This window comes from Glycomyces mayteni, from assembly GCF_042428885.1.
Lineage (GTDB): Bacteria > Actinomycetota > Actinomycetes > Mycobacteriales > Micromonosporaceae > Glycomyces > Glycomyces mayteni.
On the sequence record NZ_JBHMBP010000005.1, the window covers coordinates 365,375 to 382,871 of the forward strand.

Annotated in this window: 24 protein-coding genes and 1 pseudogene; 15 read left to right on the plus strand and 10 right to left on the minus strand. The window is 73.1% G+C overall.

The annotated features are described in order from the left end of the window. Nucleotides 1–32: 32 nt before the first annotated feature. The 3 genes from ACFFXY_RS23270 (at nt 33) to ACFFXY_RS23280 (ending at nt 2,173) form a co-directional block, all read left to right on the plus strand. Complete coding sequence (locus ACFFXY_RS23270) at nt 33–995, plus strand: VldE C-terminal domain-containing protein (RefSeq protein ID WP_382356316.1); 963 nt, start codon at nt 33–35, stop codon at nt 993–995. A gap of 17 nt (nt 996–1,012) precedes the next feature. Then, the gene (locus tag ACFFXY_RS23275) at nt 1,013–1,651 is read left to right on the plus strand and encodes a maleylpyruvate isomerase N-terminal domain-containing protein (RefSeq protein WP_382356318.1); all 639 of its coding nucleotides are present in this window, start codon (nt 1,013–1,015) and stop codon (nt 1,649–1,651) included. A 78-nt stretch (nt 1,652–1,729) separates the two neighbouring features. Next, nucleotides 1,730–2,173, plus strand: coding sequence for a hypothetical protein (locus tag ACFFXY_RS23280; RefSeq protein WP_382356320.1), 444 nt, complete (start codon nt 1,730–1,732; stop codon nt 2,171–2,173). Nucleotides 2,174–2,177: 4 nt separating this feature from the next. On the opposite strand, the gene ACFFXY_RS23285 is transcribed toward ACFFXY_RS23280, so the two are convergent. Genes ACFFXY_RS23285 through ACFFXY_RS23295 form a run of 3 tightly spaced genes read right to left on the minus strand, consistent with a single transcriptional unit; the run spans nt 2,178 to nt 5,228 of the window. Then, on the minus strand, nt 2,178–2,669 hold the full coding sequence (locus tag ACFFXY_RS23285) for a methylated-DNA--[protein]-cysteine S-methyltransferase (RefSeq protein WP_382356720.1): 492 nt from the start codon (nt 2,667–2,669) through the stop codon (nt 2,178–2,180). After that, nucleotides 2,669–4,186: a DNA-3-methyladenine glycosylase 2 family protein gene (locus ACFFXY_RS23290; protein WP_382356322.1), complete on the minus strand. Its 1,518-nt coding sequence runs from the start codon at nt 4,184–4,186 to the stop codon at nt 2,669–2,671. The genes ACFFXY_RS23285 and ACFFXY_RS23290 overlap by 1 nt, the downstream gene beginning before the upstream one ends. 49 nt (nt 4,187–4,235) lie before the next feature. Continuing rightward, a complete protein-coding gene (locus ACFFXY_RS23295) occupies nt 4,236–5,228 on the minus strand; it encodes a tyrosine-type recombinase/integrase (RefSeq protein WP_382356324.1) in 993 nt (330 codons plus the stop codon). A gap of 83 nt (nt 5,229–5,311) precedes the next feature. Here ACFFXY_RS23295 and ACFFXY_RS23300 point away from each other — a divergent pair, with 83 nt between their 5' ends. Beyond that, a complete protein-coding gene (locus tag ACFFXY_RS23300; RefSeq protein WP_382356326.1) occupies nt 5,312–5,731 on the plus strand; it encodes a secondary thiamine-phosphate synthase enzyme YjbQ in 420 nt (139 codons plus the stop codon). On the opposite strand, the gene ACFFXY_RS23305 is transcribed toward ACFFXY_RS23300, so the two are convergent. Then, nucleotides 5,728–6,672 carry an aldo/keto reductase gene (locus tag ACFFXY_RS23305; protein ID WP_382356328.1) on the minus strand — a complete coding sequence of 315 codons (945 nt, stop codon included), beginning with the start codon at nt 6,670–6,672 and terminating at the stop codon, nt 5,728–5,730. The genes ACFFXY_RS23300 and ACFFXY_RS23305 overlap by 4 nt on opposite strands. Nucleotides 6,673–6,787: 115 nt before the next feature. On the opposite strand from ACFFXY_RS23305, the gene ACFFXY_RS23310 reads away from it, so the two are divergent. Beyond that, a complete protein-coding gene (locus ACFFXY_RS23310) occupies nt 6,788–7,147 on the plus strand; it encodes a MerR family transcriptional regulator (protein WP_382356330.1) in 360 nt (119 codons plus the stop codon). A gap of 14 nt (nt 7,148–7,161) precedes the next feature. After that, nucleotides 7,162–7,590 (plus strand): annotated as a pseudogene (locus tag ACFFXY_RS23315) (AAA family ATPase); the annotation flags it as partial. Between the two features lie 105 nt (nt 7,591–7,695). Here ACFFXY_RS23315 and ACFFXY_RS23320 read toward each other — a convergent pair. From ACFFXY_RS23320 to ACFFXY_RS23330, 3 genes are read right to left on the minus strand one after another with little or no spacing between them, the layout of a single operon-like run. Further along, nucleotides 7,696–8,193: a tetratricopeptide repeat protein gene (locus tag ACFFXY_RS23320; protein ID WP_382356332.1), complete on the minus strand. Its 498-nt coding sequence runs from the start codon at nt 8,191–8,193 to the stop codon at nt 7,696–7,698. Between the two features lie 24 nt (nt 8,194–8,217). Continuing rightward, the gene (locus tag ACFFXY_RS23325; protein WP_382356334.1) at nt 8,218–8,943 is read right to left on the minus strand and encodes a hypothetical protein; all 726 of its coding nucleotides are present in this window, start codon (nt 8,941–8,943) and stop codon (nt 8,218–8,220) included. Between the two features lie 25 nt (nt 8,944–8,968). Next, the gene (locus tag ACFFXY_RS23330) at nt 8,969–9,682 is read right to left on the minus strand and encodes an HNH endonuclease family protein (protein WP_382356336.1); all 714 of its coding nucleotides are present in this window, start codon (nt 9,680–9,682) and stop codon (nt 8,969–8,971) included. 122 nt (nt 9,683–9,804) lie between these two features. Between ACFFXY_RS23330 and ACFFXY_RS23335 the strand changes: the two genes are divergently transcribed. From ACFFXY_RS23335 to ACFFXY_RS23345, 3 genes are all read left to right on the plus strand, one after another. Continuing rightward, nucleotides 9,805–10,335, plus strand: coding sequence for an AAA family ATPase (locus tag ACFFXY_RS23335; RefSeq protein ID WP_382356338.1), 531 nt, complete (start codon nt 9,805–9,807; stop codon nt 10,333–10,335). An 84-nt stretch (nt 10,336–10,419) separates the two neighbouring features. Further along, a complete protein-coding gene (locus tag ACFFXY_RS23340; RefSeq protein ID WP_382356340.1) occupies nt 10,420–11,559 on the plus strand; it encodes a WD40/YVTN/BNR-like repeat-containing protein in 1,140 nt (379 codons plus the stop codon). Next, complete coding sequence (locus tag ACFFXY_RS23345) at nt 11,556–11,837, plus strand: MoaD/ThiS family protein (protein ID WP_382356342.1); 282 nt, start codon at nt 11,556–11,558, stop codon at nt 11,835–11,837. The genes ACFFXY_RS23340 and ACFFXY_RS23345 overlap by 4 nt, the downstream gene beginning before the upstream one ends. A 51-nt stretch (nt 11,838–11,888) precedes the next feature. Here the strand turns inward: ACFFXY_RS23345 and ACFFXY_RS23350 are convergent, their stop codons facing one another. Next, nucleotides 11,889–12,320, minus strand: coding sequence for an FKBP-type peptidyl-prolyl cis-trans isomerase (locus ACFFXY_RS23350; RefSeq protein WP_382356344.1), 432 nt, complete (start codon nt 12,318–12,320; stop codon nt 11,889–11,891). 149 nt (nt 12,321–12,469) lie between these two features. Here ACFFXY_RS23350 and ACFFXY_RS23355 point away from each other — a divergent pair, with 149 nt between their 5' ends. After that, nucleotides 12,470–12,922, plus strand: coding sequence for a MarR family winged helix-turn-helix transcriptional regulator (locus ACFFXY_RS23355; RefSeq protein WP_382356346.1), 453 nt, complete (start codon nt 12,470–12,472; stop codon nt 12,920–12,922). Here the strand turns inward: ACFFXY_RS23355 and ACFFXY_RS23360 are convergent. After that, a complete protein-coding gene (locus ACFFXY_RS23360; RefSeq protein ID WP_382356348.1) occupies nt 12,916–13,578 on the minus strand; it encodes an NAD(P)-dependent oxidoreductase in 663 nt (220 codons plus the stop codon). The two genes, ACFFXY_RS23355 and ACFFXY_RS23360, sit on opposite strands and share 7 nt — an antisense overlap. 121 nt (nt 13,579–13,699) lie before the next feature. On the opposite strand from ACFFXY_RS23360, the gene ACFFXY_RS23365 reads away from it, so the two are divergent. From ACFFXY_RS23365 to ACFFXY_RS23385, 5 genes are all read left to right on the plus strand, one after another. After that, on the plus strand, nt 13,700–14,305 hold the full coding sequence (locus ACFFXY_RS23365) for a rhomboid family intramembrane serine protease (RefSeq protein ID WP_382356350.1): 606 nt from the start codon (nt 13,700–13,702) through the stop codon (nt 14,303–14,305). Further along, nucleotides 14,302–14,523: a hypothetical protein gene (locus tag ACFFXY_RS23370; RefSeq protein ID WP_382356352.1), complete on the plus strand. Its 222-nt coding sequence runs from the start codon at nt 14,302–14,304 to the stop codon at nt 14,521–14,523. Before ACFFXY_RS23365 ends, ACFFXY_RS23370 begins: the two co-directional genes overlap by 4 nt. Before the next feature lie 82 nt (nt 14,524–14,605). Then, nucleotides 14,606–14,992, plus strand: a complete 387-nt coding sequence (locus tag ACFFXY_RS23375) for a GntR family transcriptional regulator (protein ID WP_382356354.1) — start codon at nt 14,606–14,608, stop codon at nt 14,990–14,992. After that, entirely contained in the window at nt 14,989–15,879 is an 891-nt protein-coding gene (locus ACFFXY_RS23380; protein WP_382356356.1) for an ABC transporter ATP-binding protein, read from the plus strand. Before ACFFXY_RS23375 ends, ACFFXY_RS23380 begins: the two co-directional genes overlap by 4 nt. Then, nucleotides 15,876–16,865 (plus strand): ABC-2 membrane transporter-related protein, encoded by a 990-nt coding sequence (locus ACFFXY_RS23385; protein ID WP_382356358.1) that lies wholly within the window; start codon nt 15,876–15,878, stop codon nt 16,863–16,865. The genes ACFFXY_RS23380 and ACFFXY_RS23385 overlap by 4 nt, the downstream gene beginning before the upstream one ends. Nucleotides 16,866–16,943: 78 nt before the next feature. On the opposite strand, the gene ACFFXY_RS23390 is transcribed toward ACFFXY_RS23385, so the two are convergent. After that, complete coding sequence (locus ACFFXY_RS23390; RefSeq protein ID WP_382356360.1) at nt 16,944–17,348, minus strand: VOC family protein; 405 nt, start codon at nt 17,346–17,348, stop codon at nt 16,944–16,946. Nucleotides 17,349–17,497: the final 149 nt, after the last annotated feature.

Genomic DNA, 17,497 nt, shown 5'->3' on the forward strand with positions numbered 1-17,497 from the left:
GCGCCCGATCCGGGAAGGGCTGACCTCCACCCGTGCGCAACAAGATCCTCTCCGCGCTCCTGCTCGTCGCGCTCCTGGCGCTGATCCCCGCGCCGGCCGCGGCCGAACCCGACGAGGAGACCCTCGAAGCCGACCTCACCGAGGCCATCGCCGCCGTCAACGACGCGCAGGCCGCCGTCGACGAGGCGAACGACCGGGCCGCCGAACTGGAGACCCAGATCGCCGAGACGCAGGCCCGCTTCGACGAGCTCCGCACCGACCTCGACGACTACGCGCTGTACCTGTACACCGAGGGCGACCTCCAGCAGACCAACGCGATCCTCTCCTCCTCCGACACCCGCGAGCTCATCGACGCGATGACCTACACCGGGTTCCTCGGCAACGAGCGCGCCGCGCTCCTCAACGAGGCCGGGGAGATCCTCGACCAGCTCGAAGCCGAGCAGGCCGCCCACGCCGCCGAGCTCGACGACGCCGCCGCGGCCCTCGAAGCCGCCGAGGAGGCCCAAGCCGACCTCGAAGAGCAGCTCGACGAGCTGCGCGCCGAGGAGGCCGCCGGTCCCGGCGGCGACGGCGGGGCCCCCGGCGCCGGGGACTACACCGGCGGCGACGGCGGCTGCACCGAGGACGACCCGACGACCTCGGGGTGCCTGACCCCCAGGACCCTGAACATGTACTACGAGACCAAGGACGCCGGGTTCGACCACTACGTGTCGTGCTACCGGTCGGGCGGCTCGGGCGAGCACCCGCTGGGCCGCGCCTGCGACTGGGCCGCGAACTCCTCGGGCTTCCAGGACTCGGACGCGTCCGGCTCGGACAAGGACTACGGCGACCGCCTCGCCGCCTGGTACGTCAACAACGCCTCCAACCTGGGCGTGGAGTACGTCATCTGGTACCGCCAGTTCTGGTCCCCGGGGTCGGGGTGGCGCTCCTACTCCGGGCAGGACGGCACCCCCGCGGGGGACCACACCAACCACGTGCACGTCTCGATGCAGTAGCGACCGGAGGAACCGACATGAGCGCTTCGACCGGCCCGTACCTGGCCGCCGCCCGCACCGCCCTCGACCTCGCCGGGCACGGCGCGGTCGCCGACCACTGGGCCGAGCCCTCGGCCCTGGAGGGCTTCACCGTCGGCGGCCTCGCCGCCCATCTCCTGGGCCAGGTCACGTCCGTGGCCGTGGCCCTGGACGCCGACCACGCCGGGAAGGAGACCGTGGGCCTGCACGAGCACTACGCGCGGGCCGCGTGGCTGGCCGCCGACATCGACAACGAGTACAACACCGCGATCCGCACCGGCGGCGAGCAGAGCGCCGCGGACGGCCACGCCGCCGTCCTCGCCGGCGCGTCGAGCGCCTTGGACCGGCTCGCGGCCGAGCTCCCGGCCCTGGACGGGGCGCACACGAGCGGGAACGTGCGGTGGGCGTACGCGATGGGCCTGGACGACTTCCTGGCCACGCGCCTGCTGGAACTGGTCGTCCACGCCGACGACCTCGCCTACTCCACGGGCCTGGACACGCCCGTGTTCGACCAGGAGGCGTTCGCGACCGCCGCGGCGCTGCTCGCGCACCTGGCGGCGGTCCGCCACGGGCAGCCCGCGCTCATCCGGGCCCTGGCCCGGGCCGAGCGGGCGCCGGGGACGATCAGCGGCCTGTGAGGCCGCGGGCCGCGGTGCGCGCCACCGGCGGTGCGTATAGGGGCCGGGCACGCCCGGCCACCGGGTAGGGTCGCGGCCATGGTCTCCCCGCCGGCTCCGACCGTCCGCCGCGCCCTCCATGCCGCCGTGTGGCTGCTGGTGGTCCTCGCCGGGCTCATCGCGGCGGTGTGGGGCGTCGCGTGGGCCCTCGAAGGGGGCCCGCAGCCGTCGGCCGACGCCGTCGAGCAGGCCGTGCACCTCGACCTGCCCGAGGGGACCGAGGTCGTGGACGCGGACCTGTCGCAGGCGCAGCCGCCGATGCCCGGCGACCGCGCCGAGGCCACGGTGCGGATCGCGCCTGAATCGTTCGGGGCGTTCATCGCCGACAACGGCATGGACGCCCCGCTGCTGGCCGGGGTGACCCCGGCCGGGACGGCCTCGGGGATCATCCCGGCCGGGTGCACCGAGGAGGTCTGCTACTCGGCGACGATCGTCGTCACCGACGACGCCGTCGAGGTCGCCCTCACCGTCACCCTCCTCTAGGCCCTCACGCGAAGAGTGCGGGCGCGCCGCGCTCCAGGCCCAGCAGCCACTCCTTGCGCCACAGGCCGCCCGCGTACCCGGTGAGCTTCCCGTTGGAGCCGATCACCCGGTGGCAGGGGACGACGATCGCGATCGGGTTGCGCCCGTTCGCCAGGCCCACGGCCCGCACGGCCTTGGGGTCGCCGAGGTTCTGGGCGACGTCGAGGTACGACCAGGTCTCGCCGTAGGGGATGCGGACCAGCTCGGCCCACACTCGGTGCTGGAACCCGGTGCCCTCGGCCGCCAGCGGCAGGTCGAAGTCCTTCAACTCGCCCGCGAAGTAGGCCTCCAGCTGGTCCTGGGCCGCGGCGAGCACCGGGGTGGCCTCCTCGGGCCCCCAGGCGTCCTTCATCTCCTCGACGCCCATGTGGACGTACGTCAGGCCCTCCTCGACCGCCGAGACCGCCATCAGGCCCAGCGGCGTCTCGAATTTCACATGCCTCGCGTCGGTGCGCATCACGCGTCCGCCTTCTCTCGTTCCGTCTCGTTCATCGTCTGGTCGTCGGGGGTGCGGTTGGTGGGGTGCTCCGAAGAGGCCCACAGGTACTGGACGGCGTAGGCCCGCCAGGGCCGCCACGCCTGGGACCGGGCCTCCAGGGCCCGCCCGGCGCCGAGGCCGAGCGCCTCGGCGCCCTTGACGACCCCGAGGTCTTTGACCGGGAACGCGTCGGGGTCGCCCATGGCGCGCATGGCGACCATCTCCACGGTCCAGGGCCCGACCCCGGGGACGGCCGCGAGCTGGTCCCGCGCGGCCGTCCAGTCGGCGCCGGGCCCCAGCTCCACCGACCCGTCCGCCAGGGCGGCGGCGAGGGCGAGGACGGTGCGCTTGCGGGCTCCGGGCATCGGCAGGTGCGCGGGGTCGGCCGCGGCCAGCGCGGCCGGGTCGGGGAACAGCCTCGTGAGGCCGCCGTCCGGGTCGTCCACGGCCTCGCCGTAGGTGTCGGCGAGGCGCGCGGCGATCGTGGCCGCGGAGGCGGTGGACACCTGCTGGCCGATGACGGCGCGGATCGCGTACTCGTCGGCGTCGGCTTTGCGGGGGACGCGGCGGCCGGGGGTCTTGGCGACCAGCGGCGCGAGGACCTCGTCGGCGGCGAGGGCCTCCATCGGGGCCTGCGGGTCGGCGTCGAGGTCGAGCATGCGGCGGCATCGGGCGACGGCGGCGGTGACGTCGCGCAGGTCGGCGACCCGCAGCCGCGCCTCGACGTACCCGGGGCCGGGTCGCAGGGCGACGATGCCGGGGCCGCCGGGCAGGCGCAGGGTCCGCCGGTAGGCGCCCTCGCGCCATTCTTCGACGCCGGGGGCCGCGGCGGCGGCGAGGTGCCCGAACAGGTTGGAGGGCTCGAACGGCTCCCGGTAGGCCAGGCGCAGGCTGATCGCCCCGCCGCCGGCGGGACGCGTCCTGGTCTTGGCGCGCAGTTCGGTGGGGGAGCAGGCGAACACCTCGGCGACGACGCGGTTGAACGCCCTGATGGAGGCGAACCCGGCGGCGAAGGCGACCTGGCCCATGGGCAGGTCGGTGTTCTCGATGAGGGTCCGCGCGACCTGCGCCCGCTGGGCTCTGGCGAGGGCGGCGGGCCCGGCGCCGACCTCGGCGATCAGGAGCCGCTCCAGCTGGCGCAGGGAGTAGCCCAGGCGGCGGGCGAGTCCGGCGGCGCCGTCGCGGTCGACGACGCCTTCGCCGATGAGGCGCATGGCGCGGGCGCACACGTCGCTTCGCCAGTCCCACGCGGGGGACCCGGGGGAGGCGTCGGGGCGGCAGCGCTTGCACGCGCGGTACCCGGCCTCCTGGGCCGCGGCCGCGGAGGCGTAGAACCGCTGGTGCTCGCGTTTGGGTTTGACCGCGGGGCACGAGGGGCGGCAGTAGATGCCGGTGGAGGTGACGGCGAGGAACACCCAGCCGTCGAACCGGGCGTCGCGTCCGGCGACCGCGGCCTGGAGCTGCTCCTCGTTGCCGAGTATCTGAAGATCCGCCATGCGTCAAGCGTGCCCCACGGGCCCGACAGCGGCTAGCCAGAAATCGACATCACGATTCGGGGAGCTGCAACCGGTCGACCGCCTCGCGCGAGCGCCGCGCCGGACGCCGGTCGTACCGGGCGGTCGTGGCGGGGGAGGCGTGGCCGACGAGCGACTGGGTGATCGCCAGGTCGACGCCGGCGTCGAGGAGCTCGCCGATGAACGTGCGGCGGAAGTCGTGCGGGGTGTGGCGGCGCTGCCCGGCCTCCACGAGCCGCTTGGTCAGCAGGTCGGCGATGGCCTGCCCGGTCATGCCCGAGAGGCGGTTCCCGTCGAGTTTGAGCTTCCCGGCCTTGTTGATCGGGCAGAACAGGGCCCCGGGGGTGTTGCCGCGCACGGCCATCCACCGGTCGATGCGGGCCTGGGCGGCCTCGGTGACGTACACGGCGCGCTCCTTGTTGCCCTTGCCGACGATGCGGATGGCCCGCTCGGCCGGGTCGTAGTCGGCCAGGCGCATCGACGCGATCTCGCTGCGCCGGCACCCGGTCGAATACAGCGTCGCCAGGACCGCGGCGTCCCGCGCCCCCGCCGGGCCCGGGTCGGCGTCGCACGCGTACAGCGCCGCCCCCAGCGCCTCGCCGTCGACCTGCTGCCCCACCGGGAGCCGCTTGGCCTTGACCGGCTGGAGGTCGCACGCCCGCTGGTAGTCCTCGGCGGCCATCAGATCCAGGCGCCACGCCTCCTTCAGCACCCGCCGCAGCGCCGCGAGGTGCTTGTTCACGTACGCGCCCGACCAGCCCGCGTCGATCATCGCCGCCCGCACCCGCGAGGTGTGCTCGTACCGCAGCAGATGCCACGGCTGCCCCTCGCCGGTCGTCTCGGCGTCGCCGGAGAGCAGCTGCGCGATCCGGTCCAGGCACCCGCGCATCGTCCGCCGCGACTCGGCCGACCCCAGCGAGTCCAGGTACGCCCGGTACGGGTCCGCACTGGAGCCGACCGCGACCGTCCCCCAGTCGACGCCCGACAGGTCCAGCCCCGCCAGCGCCTTCCCCGTGCCTTCCAACGAACTTCCCTCCGACGGCATGGCGTCCACCCTAGACGACGGCACCGACACCCGGGCCGGTGCGGCATGGCAGGATCGCGTCCATGAACTCGGCGTTCCACACCACGACCATCGAGGTCCACACCGGACGGCGCGAGGCCGTCCGCAACCTCACCGGCGACTGCGAGGGCTTCCTGTCCTCCATCGGCGCCCGCGACGGCCTGCTGAACGTGTTCGTGCCCCACGCCACCGCCGGGATCGCCGTCATCGAGACCGGCGCCGGCTCCGACGAGGACCTCCTCGACGCCCTCGGGGACCTCCTGCCGCGCACCGACCGGTGGCGCCACCAGCACGGCTCCATCGGCCACGGCCGCGACCACGTCCTCCCCGGCCTGGTCGCCCCCCACGCCACCCTCCCGGTGGTCGCCGGACGGCTCGCCCTGGGCACCTGGCAGTCGGTGCTCCTGGTGGACACCAACCGCGACAACCCCGACCGGACCGTCCGGCTCTCCTTCCTCGGCTAAGCCGCCGCCGACAGGCGCCGCCACTGCCCGGGGTCGAGCTTCAGCTCCACGCCCGCCGCGGCCTCCTCCAACTGCGCCACCGACGACACCCCCACCAGGGGGACCACCGGCGCCCCGTGCCCGACCAGCCACGCCAGCACCACCTGGTTGCGCGTCGCCCCCGTCTCCGCGGCCACCTCGTCCAGCACCCGCAACCGCGCCTCGGTCCCCGGGTGCGCGTAGTGCTCCCCGAGCGGCTTCTTCACATACGCGCCCGACAGGAGCGAGGAGTACGCCAGCAGCGCCGTCCCCGGCGTGCTCGCGACGAAGTCCAGGTCCGACGGCTCGGCGTGCACATGCCCGCCCTCCGGCAGCACCGCCCCCGGGCGCGGCTTGAGGTACGAGTACCGGTTCTGCATCGCCGTGTACGACGCCGCACCGGCCTCGGCCGCCACGCCCAGCGCCTGCTGGACGCGCCACGCCGTGTAGTTCGACGCCCCCACCATGCGCGCCTTCCCCGCCCGCACCGCGTCGTCGAAGCCCGCGACCGTCTCGCCCAGCGGCGTGTCGCGGTCGTCGCGGTGCGCCCAGAACAGGTCCACCCGGTCGGTCCCCAACCGCACCAGCGACTCCTCCAGCGCCGCCCCGATCCGCTCCCGCGTCAACGGCTCCGAGTGCTCCATGCCCCCGCCGGGGAACGACGGCCGCCGCCCCGCCTTCGTCGCCAGCACCACTTCGTCCCGCGTCCCGCGCGCCGCGAACCACCGGCCCAGCAGCAGCTCCGACTGGTCCCCGGTCCCGTCCCCCTCCCAGAACATGTAGCAGTTGGCCGTGTCGATGAAGTTCCCGCCCAACTCGATGAACCGGTCCAGGATCGCGAAGCTCGCCGCCTCGTCCTGCTGCGTGCCCAGGGCCATCGCCCCCAGGCACAGCCGCGACACCCCGATACCGTCCGGTCCCAATGCGATCCGCTCCACAGCGGTCCCCTTTCCTCCGTCGTTGACTACCCGCACGACGGTAGGACCTGGAGTGGACTCCAGCGCAAACCCGCAGGCCGCACGCGTATCCTCACACGACGTGGACACCTACACGATCGGCGAATGCGCCCGCCGCTCCGGCTTCACCATGGACACCCTCCGCTACTACGAGCGCATCGGCCTCATCGAGCACATCACCCGCACCCCCACCGGCCAGCGCCGCTTCAACGACGACCACCTCGAATGGCTCTCGGTCCTCAAATGCCTGCGCGACACCGGCATGCCCGTCGAGCAGATGCACCGCTTCGCCACCCTCGCCCGCGACGGCGACCACACCGTCCCCGAACGCATCGCCCTGCTCCAAGCCCACAAGACCGCCGTCGACGCCCGCATGGACGACCTCGCCGCCAAACGCGACTACCTCCTCGGCAAGATCGACTACTACAAGTCCATCGCCTGACCAGAGGAGACCCCTTGCGCCGCTACATCCTCACCGGCGCCCCCGGCGCCGGGAAGACCACCGCCGCCCGGCACCTCGCCGCCGCCGGGCACACCGTCGTCGCCGAAGCCGCCACCGACCTCATCACCGCGGCCCAAGCCGCCGGCACCGACGCACCCTGGGACGACCCCGCATTCACCGACGAGATCGCCGCCCTCCAGCGCGAACGCCAGCGCCGCGCCGACGCCCTCCCCGGACCCGTCCAGTTCTTCGACCGCTCCCCGGTGTGCACCCTCGCCATGGCCCGCTTCACCGGCCACGAACCCGGCCCGGTCCTGCTCGCCGAACTCGACCGCATCGCCGCGGCCGGCGTCTACCAGACCACCGTCCTGCTCTTCGACCTGCTCGACGCCATCACACCCACCGCCGTCCGCCGCGTCACCCTCGACCAGGCCCGCGCCTTCGAAAGGACCCACCTCGACGCCTACGCCGAGCACGGCTACACGATCGCGCGAATCCCGCCGCTGCCCCCCGCCGACCGGGCCGCGCTCGCCGAACACCTCACCCGCTTAACCGACCGGGTCCAAACCCACCAGGCCCCGCGCGTAGTTCACCGTCGACCGCTGATACCGCGGCAGCGTCGGCGCCAGCGCCACCAGCGCCACCGACAGGCCCTCCCGGTCCCGCCCCAGCTTCGCCAGCGTCAACGCCTCGCACATCGCCAGCGCCCCGTCATAGGCGTCCGACCCGCGGCCCTTCTCCTCCTCGATCACCGCCAGCGCCTCCTGCGGCCGCCCGGTCTCCCGCAGCGACGACGCCATCTGGATCGACACGCGCCGCCGCCGCACCCCCGACAGCCCCGCCTTCACCGCCCGGTCGTAATAGCCCACCGCCTGCTCGGTGAACCCCGTCGAATCATGCGCGCCGCCGACCTCGAACAACCCCACCGCCACGTCGTCGGTCTCGGCCGCCAGGTCCTTCATCGCCTGCACGAACTCCTCACGGCCCATCGCATCCAGCCGCTCCCACAACGCCGCACAGCGCACTTCCCAAGCCTCATCAGTCATAGCCAGGAACATACGCCCCCCGCCTCACGGCGCGCTGAGCCCGTCCGCCAGCGCACCCAGCGCCCCCAGCAGCAGCCACCGCTCACCCTCGTCCAGGACCTCGTACACCTGATCATCCAGGCGGTTCGTCTCCGCCTCGATCCCGTCCTTCACCGCACCCGGCCCCAACGCCTGCACCTCGGCCACCGTCAGCCCCGCCGCACCCCACGCCGCCCGATGCGCATCCGCCCGGTAATGCCGCAGCGCCTCCAACCGCGCCACCAACCGCTGCGCCGCCGAACCCCCCGGCGGCTCCCACACCGGCGTCAACGCCCGGAACACCGGCCCCCCGCTCGCCTGCCCCGCCTCCAGCAGCCGCCCGATCAACCCCGCCGCCGTCGCCACCGCCTCACCGCCCGGCATCGTCGCGATCGGCCGATACGACCACAACCGCTCCGCCGCCTCGGTGAACACCCGGTCCACCCCCAGCACCCGCTCCCGGCCCGCACCCGTCAACTCCCACGACCCGTTCACCCGCGCCACCAGCCCCCGCGCCTCCTCCGCATCCGGATCGAACGCGAAATACACCATCCGCGCCGCCAGCGCCGACTCCGCCACCGGATGGTCCAGCAGCGCATAGAACGCATCCACCTCGATGCCCGGCCGCACACCCCCGTACAGCGCCGACACCCCCGGCACCGACGCATGCCGCAGCGACACATGCACCCGGTCCACCACCGGACGCACCACACCCGCAAACGAGACCATCACGCACCCCTCTCCATCGACACGCGCGTCAGCACGCGCCGGCGTACTCCAGGAGCGCGGCCCGCTCGGCCTCGTCCACCGTGAGCGACCACTCCTTCTTGACCTCGACCCACGCCCACACGTAGGCGCACCAGGCGCTCTCGTCCTCGGGCATCCACTCGGCCGGGTCCTGGTCGGACTTGGAGCGGTTGGAGGAGGCGGTGACGGCGATGAGGTGCCAGGCGTTGCCGAGCCAGTTCGCGTACGACTGGCGGTCCTCGGTGGTCCAGTCGACCGCGCCGGAGCCCCACGCCTCCTTGAGCGGCACGAAGTGGTCGATGTCGAGGTCCCCGGAGTCGGTGACGGTCTCGGCGTCGTACATCGACACCCACTCGCCGGTCATCGCGCCGCCGCAGTCGGCCTCCGTGAGGCCCCCGGACCGGTCCTGGGCCACCAGCACGTCGTCGCGCGCGTCGCACCCGTTGCCGTCCTCGTCCTTCCAGTGCGGGAACAGCGACCGGTCGTACCCCTCGTTCTGCTCCTCGGCCACGGTGAGCGCCTCGATGTCCGCCGTCAGCGCCGCCGCGTCCACCGTGACGGTGAACGGCGCGGTCTCGGAGAACTCCGCCGACACCTGCGAGCCCGTCCCGTCCCCCGAAGCGGCGTCGGAGGAGGCGTCGTCGATCGCGTCGGACAACTCCTGGCAGCCGGTCGACAGCAGCAGCAGCGGGGACAGCAGCAGGGCAACACGGGAGGCGCGCATGGGCACTCGTCCTAACAGGATCGATCACGGGGCGGGCGGGGGACGCGGGTGCGCCCGGGGTGTCCGCAACGTAACACGAACGCGCGCCCCGCAACAGGTCCGCCCCTGCTAGATTCCCCCGAATGATCGTATGGCTCAACGGCCCCTTCGGCGCCGGCAAGACCACCACCGCCCGCCTCCTCCGACAATCCCTCCCGGCCCGCGTCTTCGACGCCGAGCACGTCGGACACCTCCTGCGCGCCATCATCGGCGACCTCCCGCACACCGACTTCAAGGAATGGGCCCCCTGGCGCACCCTCACCGTCGAGACCGCCCGCCAAGTCCTCGACTTCGCCGGCGGCACCCTCGTCGTCCCCCAGACCGTCCTCCAACACGACTACTGGACCGAACTCGCCGACGGCTTCGCCCAACACCACATCCCCGTCCACGCCTTCACCCTCCACACCGACCGCGACACCTTCACCGACCGCGTCGCCAACGACACCGACGAACCCACCGCCCGGCAATGGCGCCTGGACCACCGCGGCCCCTACGAGACCGCCCTCGCCACCTGGCTCGCCGACGCCACCACCGTCATCGACAACACCCACCTCACCCCCGACCAGACCGCCGAAGCCGTCCACGACCGCCTCCAAGCCCGAACCACCCCCTAGGAAACCCCGGAACGGCCTGAAAACGTCACACCCGAGCGCGACGATGGGACCCACAGCCACGAACACACGGCAAAGGAGCCCGCCATGGCCTACCTCGTCCTCATCGGCACCCGCAAAGGCCTCTTCACCGCCACCAGCGACGACCGCGTCCACTGGTCCGTCGACGGCCCCGCCAAACTCGACGCCGACGGCTTCACCGCCGTCGCCGAGATCTTCGCCGCCGCCTGCGACCCCGCCACCGGACGCGTCCTCGTCGGCGCCAGCACCTTCTTCGGCCCCTCCATCTGGCGCTCCGACGACCACGGACACACCTGGGACGAACCCGTCAACGCCCCCATGGAATTCCCCCAAGACCTCCCGTACCGGCCCCTCGACTACTCCGACACCGCCGGCATCGACCAGCCCGACTCCACCAAGACCAACACCGTCAAGAAGATCTGGCAGCTCACCTTCGGCCCCGGCGACCGCGTCTGGGCCGGCGTCGAACCCACCAGCCTCTGGACCTCCGACGACTCCGGCCGCACCTTCGCCTTCAACCGCGCCCTCTGGGACCACCCCCAGCACACCACCTGGGCCTCCGGCGGCGCCGGACCCGCCGTCCACACCATCGTCCCCGACCCCGACGACCCCGCCGCCCTCACCGTCGCCATCTCCTCCGGCGGCATCTACCAGACCCGCGACGACGGCCGCACCTGGAACGGCATCGCCAAAGGCATCACCGTCGACTACGGCCCCGACCCCGAACCCGAATCCGGCCAATGCATCCACAAAGTCACCCGCGCCGCCGACGGCACCCTCTACGCCCAAAGCCACGGCCCCGCCTACCGCGCCACCCGCCCCGACGGCGGCTGGACCAACATCTCCCAGAACCTGCCCACCGACTTCGGGTTCGCCATCGTCGCCCACCCCACCGAACCGGGCACCGTCACCGCCTGGCCCGTCGGCGAATCCATGGACCGCACCCCGCCCGGCCACCGCATCGCCCCCTGGCGCACCACCGACCGCGGCCACACCTGGACCCCCTGGAACGAAGGCCTCCCCGACGAGGACTACTTCGGCACCGTCATGCGCGACGGCGCCTGCACCGACGGCGCCCCCGACCCCGGCTGGTACTTCGGCACCCGCTGCGGCGACGTCTGGGCCGCCGCCGACAACGGCCCCTGGCACCAAGTCGCCGCCCACCTCCCCGACGTCCTCTGCGTCCGCGCCATGGAGACCCCGTGACCACCGACGTCAAGATCCCCGCCGCACTCGCCTCCGAATGCGACGGCGCCCGCCACCTCACCGTCGACCTCGACGAGCACGCCACACTCGCCGACCTCCTCGACGCCCTCGCCCGCACCCACCCGCGCCTGGCCCGCCGCCTGCGCGACGAGTCCGGACGACTCCGCCGCTACGTCAACGTCTACATCGGCGACGACGAGTCCCGCCGCCTCCAGGGACTCCACACACCCCTGGCCGGCCGCGACATCCAGATCCTCCCCTCCATCGCCGGAGGCTGAACACGCCAAAGGAGGGGGCGCCCCGCAAGCCGCCCCCTCCTCGAACAACGACTACTTCTGCCCGTTCACCGACACCACGTCGACCACGAACACCAGCGTCTCGTTCGGACCGATCACACCGCCCGCACCCGACGCCCCGTAACCCAGCTCCGGCGGGATCACGACCAGCCGGCGCCCGCCGACCTTCGCACCCACCAAGCCGTCGTTCCACCCCTGGATCACCGGGGCCGAACCCAGCGGCGACACCGTGAACGGCTGCGCCCCGCGGTTCCACGACGCGTCGAACTCCTTGCCGTTCGACCAGTTGAACCCCGCGTACTGCACCGCGACCGCATCCCCGGCCTGCGCCACCGCACCCGAACCCTCGACCACGTCGAACACCAGCAGCCCCGCCGGCGCCGCCGCATCCGGCACCGACACCACCGGACGCGAACCCGTGTCCTCCGACACCGGCACCTCGACCCCGCCACCGATCTGCACCATTGCACACACCCCTCTCGATCCGGCCGCCCCAGGCGGCACCGCGCAAACCCCAACAGCCTAAGCACCGCGCCCAGACCCACCGCCCACACCCCCCGGCCCCGGCCCTCGCCTATCCTGAACCCCACCCGACCCGCCAGGAGCAGCCGCCGATGACCAGCCACGCCCACGACGTCACCGAACTCCTGCGCCACCTCACCGTCCAGCTCCGCCTCCTCAACCACCAGGTCTCCGACCGCCTCGGCCTCCAAGACGTCGACCTCGAATGCCTCGACCTCATCACCCGCACCGGACCCCTCACCGCCACCGCGCTGGCCCGCGCCGCCGACCTCCACCCCGCCACCGCCACCGGGGTCCTCGACCGGCTCGAAGCCGCCGGGTGGATCCGCCGCGACCGGGTCCCCACCGACCGGCGGGCCGTCCACCTCACCGCCGAGCCCGACCGCACCGGCGAGGTCCGCGCCCTGTACGAGCCGCTGCGCGAGGCGATCGCCGACGTCTGCGCGGACTTCACGCCCGCCCAGCTCGACACGATCGCCGCGTTCCTGGGCCGGGTCGCCGACGCCGGGCGCGCCGCCACCGACGACCTGGCCGGGCGTCAGTAGGCCACGCCCAGGATCTTCCCCGCCGACGCGGGGTCGGCGGCCGCCGCCAGCATCGCCGCCGCCAGGTCCGCGCGCGAGATCGTCCACCCGTTCCTCGGGTTCGCCCCGACCGCGGTGCGCCACGCGCCCTTCGCGGGCCCGTCGGTCAGCCGCGGCGGCCGCACGACCGTCCACTCCAGCCCCGAGTCCAGGACCGCGTCCTCCATCGCCGCGAGGTCGGCGTAGTGCTCGGCCAGCGCGCGCTTGACGACCGGCGTCAGCAGCCGCAGCACCAGCCCGTCCCCGGGGTCGTGGCGCGGCTTGTCGGGGCGGACGGCCGTCGCCACCGTCCCGATCGGCGCGGCCGACAGCACCACCAGGCGCCGCACCCCGGCCTCGCGCATCGCCGCGATGAGCGCGAGCGTTCCCGTGGCCGCGACGCCCGCGTCCGCCTTGCCCGTCGCCCCGAGCGCCGAGACCACGGCGTCGGCGCCGCCCATCGCACCGGCGAGGGCCCCGGCGTCGGGGGAGTTGAAGTCGATGCGCGCGTAGGGGACTGCGTCCGGGAGCTTCCCGGGGGAGCGGACCAGCGCGGTCACCTCGTGGCCGGACGAGCGCGCCCGGTCCAGGACCAGGCGGCCGGTCGCACCGGTCGCCGCGGCAAGTACAAGTTTCACAGGGGGCCTCCTCACCGAAAAAGTATTACGAGAACCATACTATCGGAGTTTCGAAGCAACACGCGTGCGCGCGCACCGGCTACCCTTCACACGACCGACCGAATCCCAGCGAGGAGCCGCAGTGACCCTCCCCGTCCAGCCCCCGACCCCCCGCCCCGCGCACCCCCTGCGCCGCGCCCTCGCCACCTGGGGCGCCATCGCCGCGCTCCTGTGGGCGGTGCTCCTGGCCGACCTCGTGCTGCCCGCGCACCTGACGCAGTACGGCATCACCCCGCGGACCCTCGACGGCCTCGTCCCCGGCATCCTCGCCGCGCCGTTCCTCCACGCCGACGCCGCGCACCTGGCCGCGAACACCGTGCCCCTGGTCGTCATGGGCGTCATCTGCGCCCTGCGCGACCGCCGCGGCATGTGGACGGCCCTGGTGTTCGCCCTCGTCGCCTCCGGCCTGGGCGTGTGGCTCGTGTCCCCGGCGAACTCGGTCACCGTCGGCGCCTCCGGCGTCGCCTTCGGGCTCCTGGGGTACCTGCTCGCGCGCGGGGTCTTCATGCGCCGCATCGGGGACCTGCTCATCGCCCTGCTCGTCTTCGCCGTCTACGGCTCCCTCATCTGGGGCGTCCTGCCCACCAGTCCGTACGTGTCCTGGCAGGCCCACCTCTTCGGATTCCTCGGCGGCATCGCCGCGGCGATCGCCGTCGCCCGCGCCCGCCGGTCCGAGGCCGCCGCGTGAGCGCCGCCTCCGGGTTCTCCCACCGCGAGCGCGGGGACGGCACCGTCGTCATCCTCCACCGCGGCCGCGCCGCCGCCACCCTCCGCGGGGCCCGCGCCGCGAAGTTCCTCGCCGAGCTCGACGCCGGCGACCCGCAGCTCGTCATGGCCCGCTGGACCGGCGCCTACAAGTTCGGCAACGAGCGCACCGCCCGCAACCACCCCCGCAACCAGGGATAACACCCGCAGTCCCCGCCCCGCCTTTGACAGGCCCGCACCCATAGCCCTATAGTGCTAACATCCTAGTGAAATAGAGAAAGTTGTGATCGACTTCCACCTCGAACCGCGCTCCGGCGTGGCCCCGTACATGCAGCTCGTCCACCAGGTCCAGCAGGCCCTGCGGCTCGGGATGCTCACCGTGGGGGACCAGCTGCCGACGGTCAAGCAAGTCGTGGCCAAAGTCGCGATCAACCCCAACACCGTCCTCAAGGCGTACCGCGAACTCGAACGCCAGGGACTGGTCGCACCCAAACCCGGGCGCGGCACCTTCGTCACCGCGACCCTCGCCGGGGACGACCTCGACGCCCACGCCGCACTCCGCGCGGGCCTCGACCAGTGGATCGCCCGCGCCCGCGCCGCCGGCCTCGCCGACGACGCGATCCGGGCGCTCTTCGACACCACCATGAGAAGGATCGCGCAGGAACCATGACCACCCCCGTCATCGCGACGAACGCGCTCACCAAGCGCTACGGGGCCCACGCGGCCCTGGACGACGTCACCCTCGACATCCCCGCCGGACGCATCACCGGCCTCGTCGGCCCCAACGGCGCCGGCAAGTCCACGCTCCTGGCCCTCGCCGCCGGGCTCATCCGACCCACCTCCGGCACCATCGAAGTCCTCGGCAACCGCCCCGCCGCAGGCGCCGCGCAGCTCGCCCGCGTCGGCTTCGTCGCCCAGGACACCCCCGTCTACGCCCAGCTCACCGTTGCCGACCACCTGAGACTGGGGGAGAAGCTCAACCCCGGCTGGGACGCGCAGGTCGCCGAGGCCCGCATCCGCCAGACCGGCCTGGACCCCGCCAAGAAGGCCGGGCGCCTCTCCGGGGGCCAGCGGGCCCAGCTCGCGCTCACCCTCGCCGCCGCCAAACGCCCCGAGCTGCTCGTCTTCGACGAGCCCGTCGCCGCCCTCGACCCGCTCGCGCGCCGCTCGTTCCTCCAGTCCCTCATGGAGTTCGTCGCCGACATGGAGGTCTCGGTGGTCCTCTCCTCCCACCTCATCGCCGACGTCGAGCGCGTGTGCGACCACCTCGTCATCCTCGCCGAGTCCCGCGTCCAGGTCGCGGGGGAGATCGACGACCTCGCCGCCGCCCACCGCCGCGTCGTCGGCCCCCGCGGCAGCCTCGACCGCCTCCCCGGGGGCGTCGAGGTCATCGCCGCCGACCACACCCCGCGACAGTCCACCCTCGTCGTCCACGACCCCGCCGGGCGCCTCGACCTGCCCGGCGCCGAGCCGATCGGCCTGGAAGACCTGGTCCTCACCTACCTCCACCGCGCCGAAGGCCCCAGCGCCCCGATCCTCCAGGAGACCGCCCGATGATCTGGCTGACCTGGCGCCAGATGCGCGCCCAGACCCTGTGGACCGCCGCCGTCCTCGCCGCGGCCGCCGCCTACCTCCTCTACCTCGCCTGGGACGTCCGCGACGCCTACCGCACCCTCGTCACCGAGTGCACCGCCGAATGCGACCAGGCCGCCCACTACCTCGACGACCGGTTCGGCCTGCCCCTGACGCTCATCGGCCTGCTCCTGCTCGCCGGGCTCGCCGTCTTCGGCGCATTCTGGGGCGCGCCCCTGGTCGCCCGCGAACTCGAAGCGGGCACCCACCGCCTCGCCTGGACCCAGTCGGTCACCCGCACCCGCTGGCTCACCGCCAAGCTCGCCGTCGCCGGGGGAGTCGGGGTCCTCCTCGCCGGGTCCCTCACCCTCCTGCTGACCTGGGCCGTCAGCCCCCTCGACGACATCGCCGACTCCCGGTTCCACCCGATCGAGTTCGCCACCCGCAACGCCGCGCCCTTCGGGTACGCGGTCCTGGCGTTCACCCTCGGGCTCGCGATCGGCGCCCTCACCCGCCGGACCCTCGCCGCCATGGCCCTGACGCTCCTGGTGTTCCTCGGCCTCCAGCTCGCCATGGGCGGGTACGTGCGGCCCCTGTACGCCGAACCGGTCACCGCGACCGTCACCATGGCCGACGCCAACACCGTCGGCCTCATCGACGGGCTCTCCCTGGGCGACACCGGCGCGGTCGTCATGGGCTACACCATGCCCGGCGCGTGGGTCCTCAGCGACGAGATGCCCGTGCGCATGGCCGACGGCTCGGCGTTCACCGGCGAGGACGCCGACGAGTGCCGCAGCCTCAACGTCCCGCCCGACGAGTGCCTGTCGCACAAGGACGCCGCGTTCGACGTCGTCTACCAGCCCGCCGACCGGTACTGGCGGTTCCAGTGGACCGAGTTCGCCCTCACCCTGGGCCTGTCGGCGCTGCTCACCGCCGCCGCCTACTGGCGGCTCCGCCGCGGCGTCAACTAGCGCGATATTCCCACAAGCAACGGTGGGCGGGACCCATGTCCCGCCCACCGTCTTCCCGTCCCTTGTCGCCCCGGGGTACTAGCTCCCCGCGATGTTCACCATCCAGCCGATCCCGAACCGGTCGACCACGGCCCCGAACTCGTCGCCCCACATCTGCTTCTCCAGCGGGATGTTCACCGACCCGCCCTCCGACAATCCCGCGAAGTACCCGCGCAGCGCGTCCCCGTCGTCGCCCGAGAGGCTGATCGAGATGTTCTGGCCCGGCACGTACGGCATCCCCGGCGGCGTGTCCGAGGCCATCACCGTGAACCCGGCCGACGACGTCAACTGCGCGTGCATCACCTGGTCCGCCGGGGCGTCCGGCACCCCCGAGTCACCGAACGTCATCACGTTCAGCTCCCCGCCCAGCACCGACTGGTAGAACTCCATCGCCTCCCGCGCGTTCCCGTTGAACGACACGTAGGGATTGAGGATCGAACCCATCGCAGACTCCTTCCGCCCGATCTCCCCGCCATCGTCGCAGCGCCCGCAACCGGCGGCAGCCGAATCGCCGAGAACGGCCCGCCCGGCGACCCGTGGCACCCGGGGTCGAGTCAGGCCCTCCAGACTCATAACTTGCGGGAACGGCACTT

What these genes read in the sequence shown, in the direction of transcription:
- ACFFXY_RS23275 (WP_382356318.1), top strand. Translation starts at nt 1,013, where the DNA reads ATGAGCGCTTCGACCGGCCCGTACCTGGCCGCCGCCCGCACCGCCCTC.
- ACFFXY_RS23280 (WP_382356320.1), top strand. Translation starts at nt 1,730, where the DNA reads ATGGTCTCCCCGCCGGCTCCGACCGTCCGCCGCGCCCTCCATGCCGCC.
- ACFFXY_RS23285 (WP_382356720.1), bottom strand. Translation starts at nt 2,669, where the DNA reads ATGCGCACCGACGCGAGGCATGTGAAATTCGAGACGCCGCTGGGCCTG.
- ACFFXY_RS23290 (WP_382356322.1), bottom strand. Translation starts at nt 4,186, where the DNA reads ATGGCGGATCTTCAGATACTCGGCAACGAGGAGCAGCTCCAGGCCGCG.
- ACFFXY_RS23300 (WP_382356326.1), top strand. Translation starts at nt 5,312, where the DNA reads ATGAACTCGGCGTTCCACACCACGACCATCGAGGTCCACACCGGACGG.
- ACFFXY_RS23320 (WP_382356332.1), bottom strand. Translation starts at nt 8,193, where the DNA reads ATGACTGATGAGGCTTGGGAAGTGCGCTGTGCGGCGTTGTGGGAGCGG.
- ACFFXY_RS23330 (WP_382356336.1), bottom strand. Translation starts at nt 9,682, where the DNA reads ATGCGCGCCTCCCGTGTTGCCCTGCTGCTGTCCCCGCTGCTGCTGCTG.
- ACFFXY_RS23335 (WP_382356338.1), top strand. Translation starts at nt 9,805, where the DNA reads ATGATCGTATGGCTCAACGGCCCCTTCGGCGCCGGCAAGACCACCACC.
- ACFFXY_RS23340 (WP_382356340.1), top strand. Translation starts at nt 10,420, where the DNA reads ATGGCCTACCTCGTCCTCATCGGCACCCGCAAAGGCCTCTTCACCGCC.
- ACFFXY_RS23350 (WP_382356344.1), bottom strand. Translation starts at nt 12,320, where the DNA reads ATGGTGCAGATCGGTGGCGGGGTCGAGGTGCCGGTGTCGGAGGACACG.
- ACFFXY_RS23355 (WP_382356346.1), top strand. Translation starts at nt 12,470, where the DNA reads ATGACCAGCCACGCCCACGACGTCACCGAACTCCTGCGCCACCTCACC.
- ACFFXY_RS23380 (WP_382356356.1), top strand. Translation starts at nt 14,989, where the DNA reads ATGACCACCCCCGTCATCGCGACGAACGCGCTCACCAAGCGCTACGGG.
- ACFFXY_RS23385 (WP_382356358.1), top strand. Translation starts at nt 15,876, where the DNA reads ATGATCTGGCTGACCTGGCGCCAGATGCGCGCCCAGACCCTGTGGACC.
- ACFFXY_RS23390 (WP_382356360.1), bottom strand. Translation starts at nt 17,348, where the DNA reads ATGGGTTCGATCCTCAATCCCTACGTGTCGTTCAACGGGAACGCGCGG.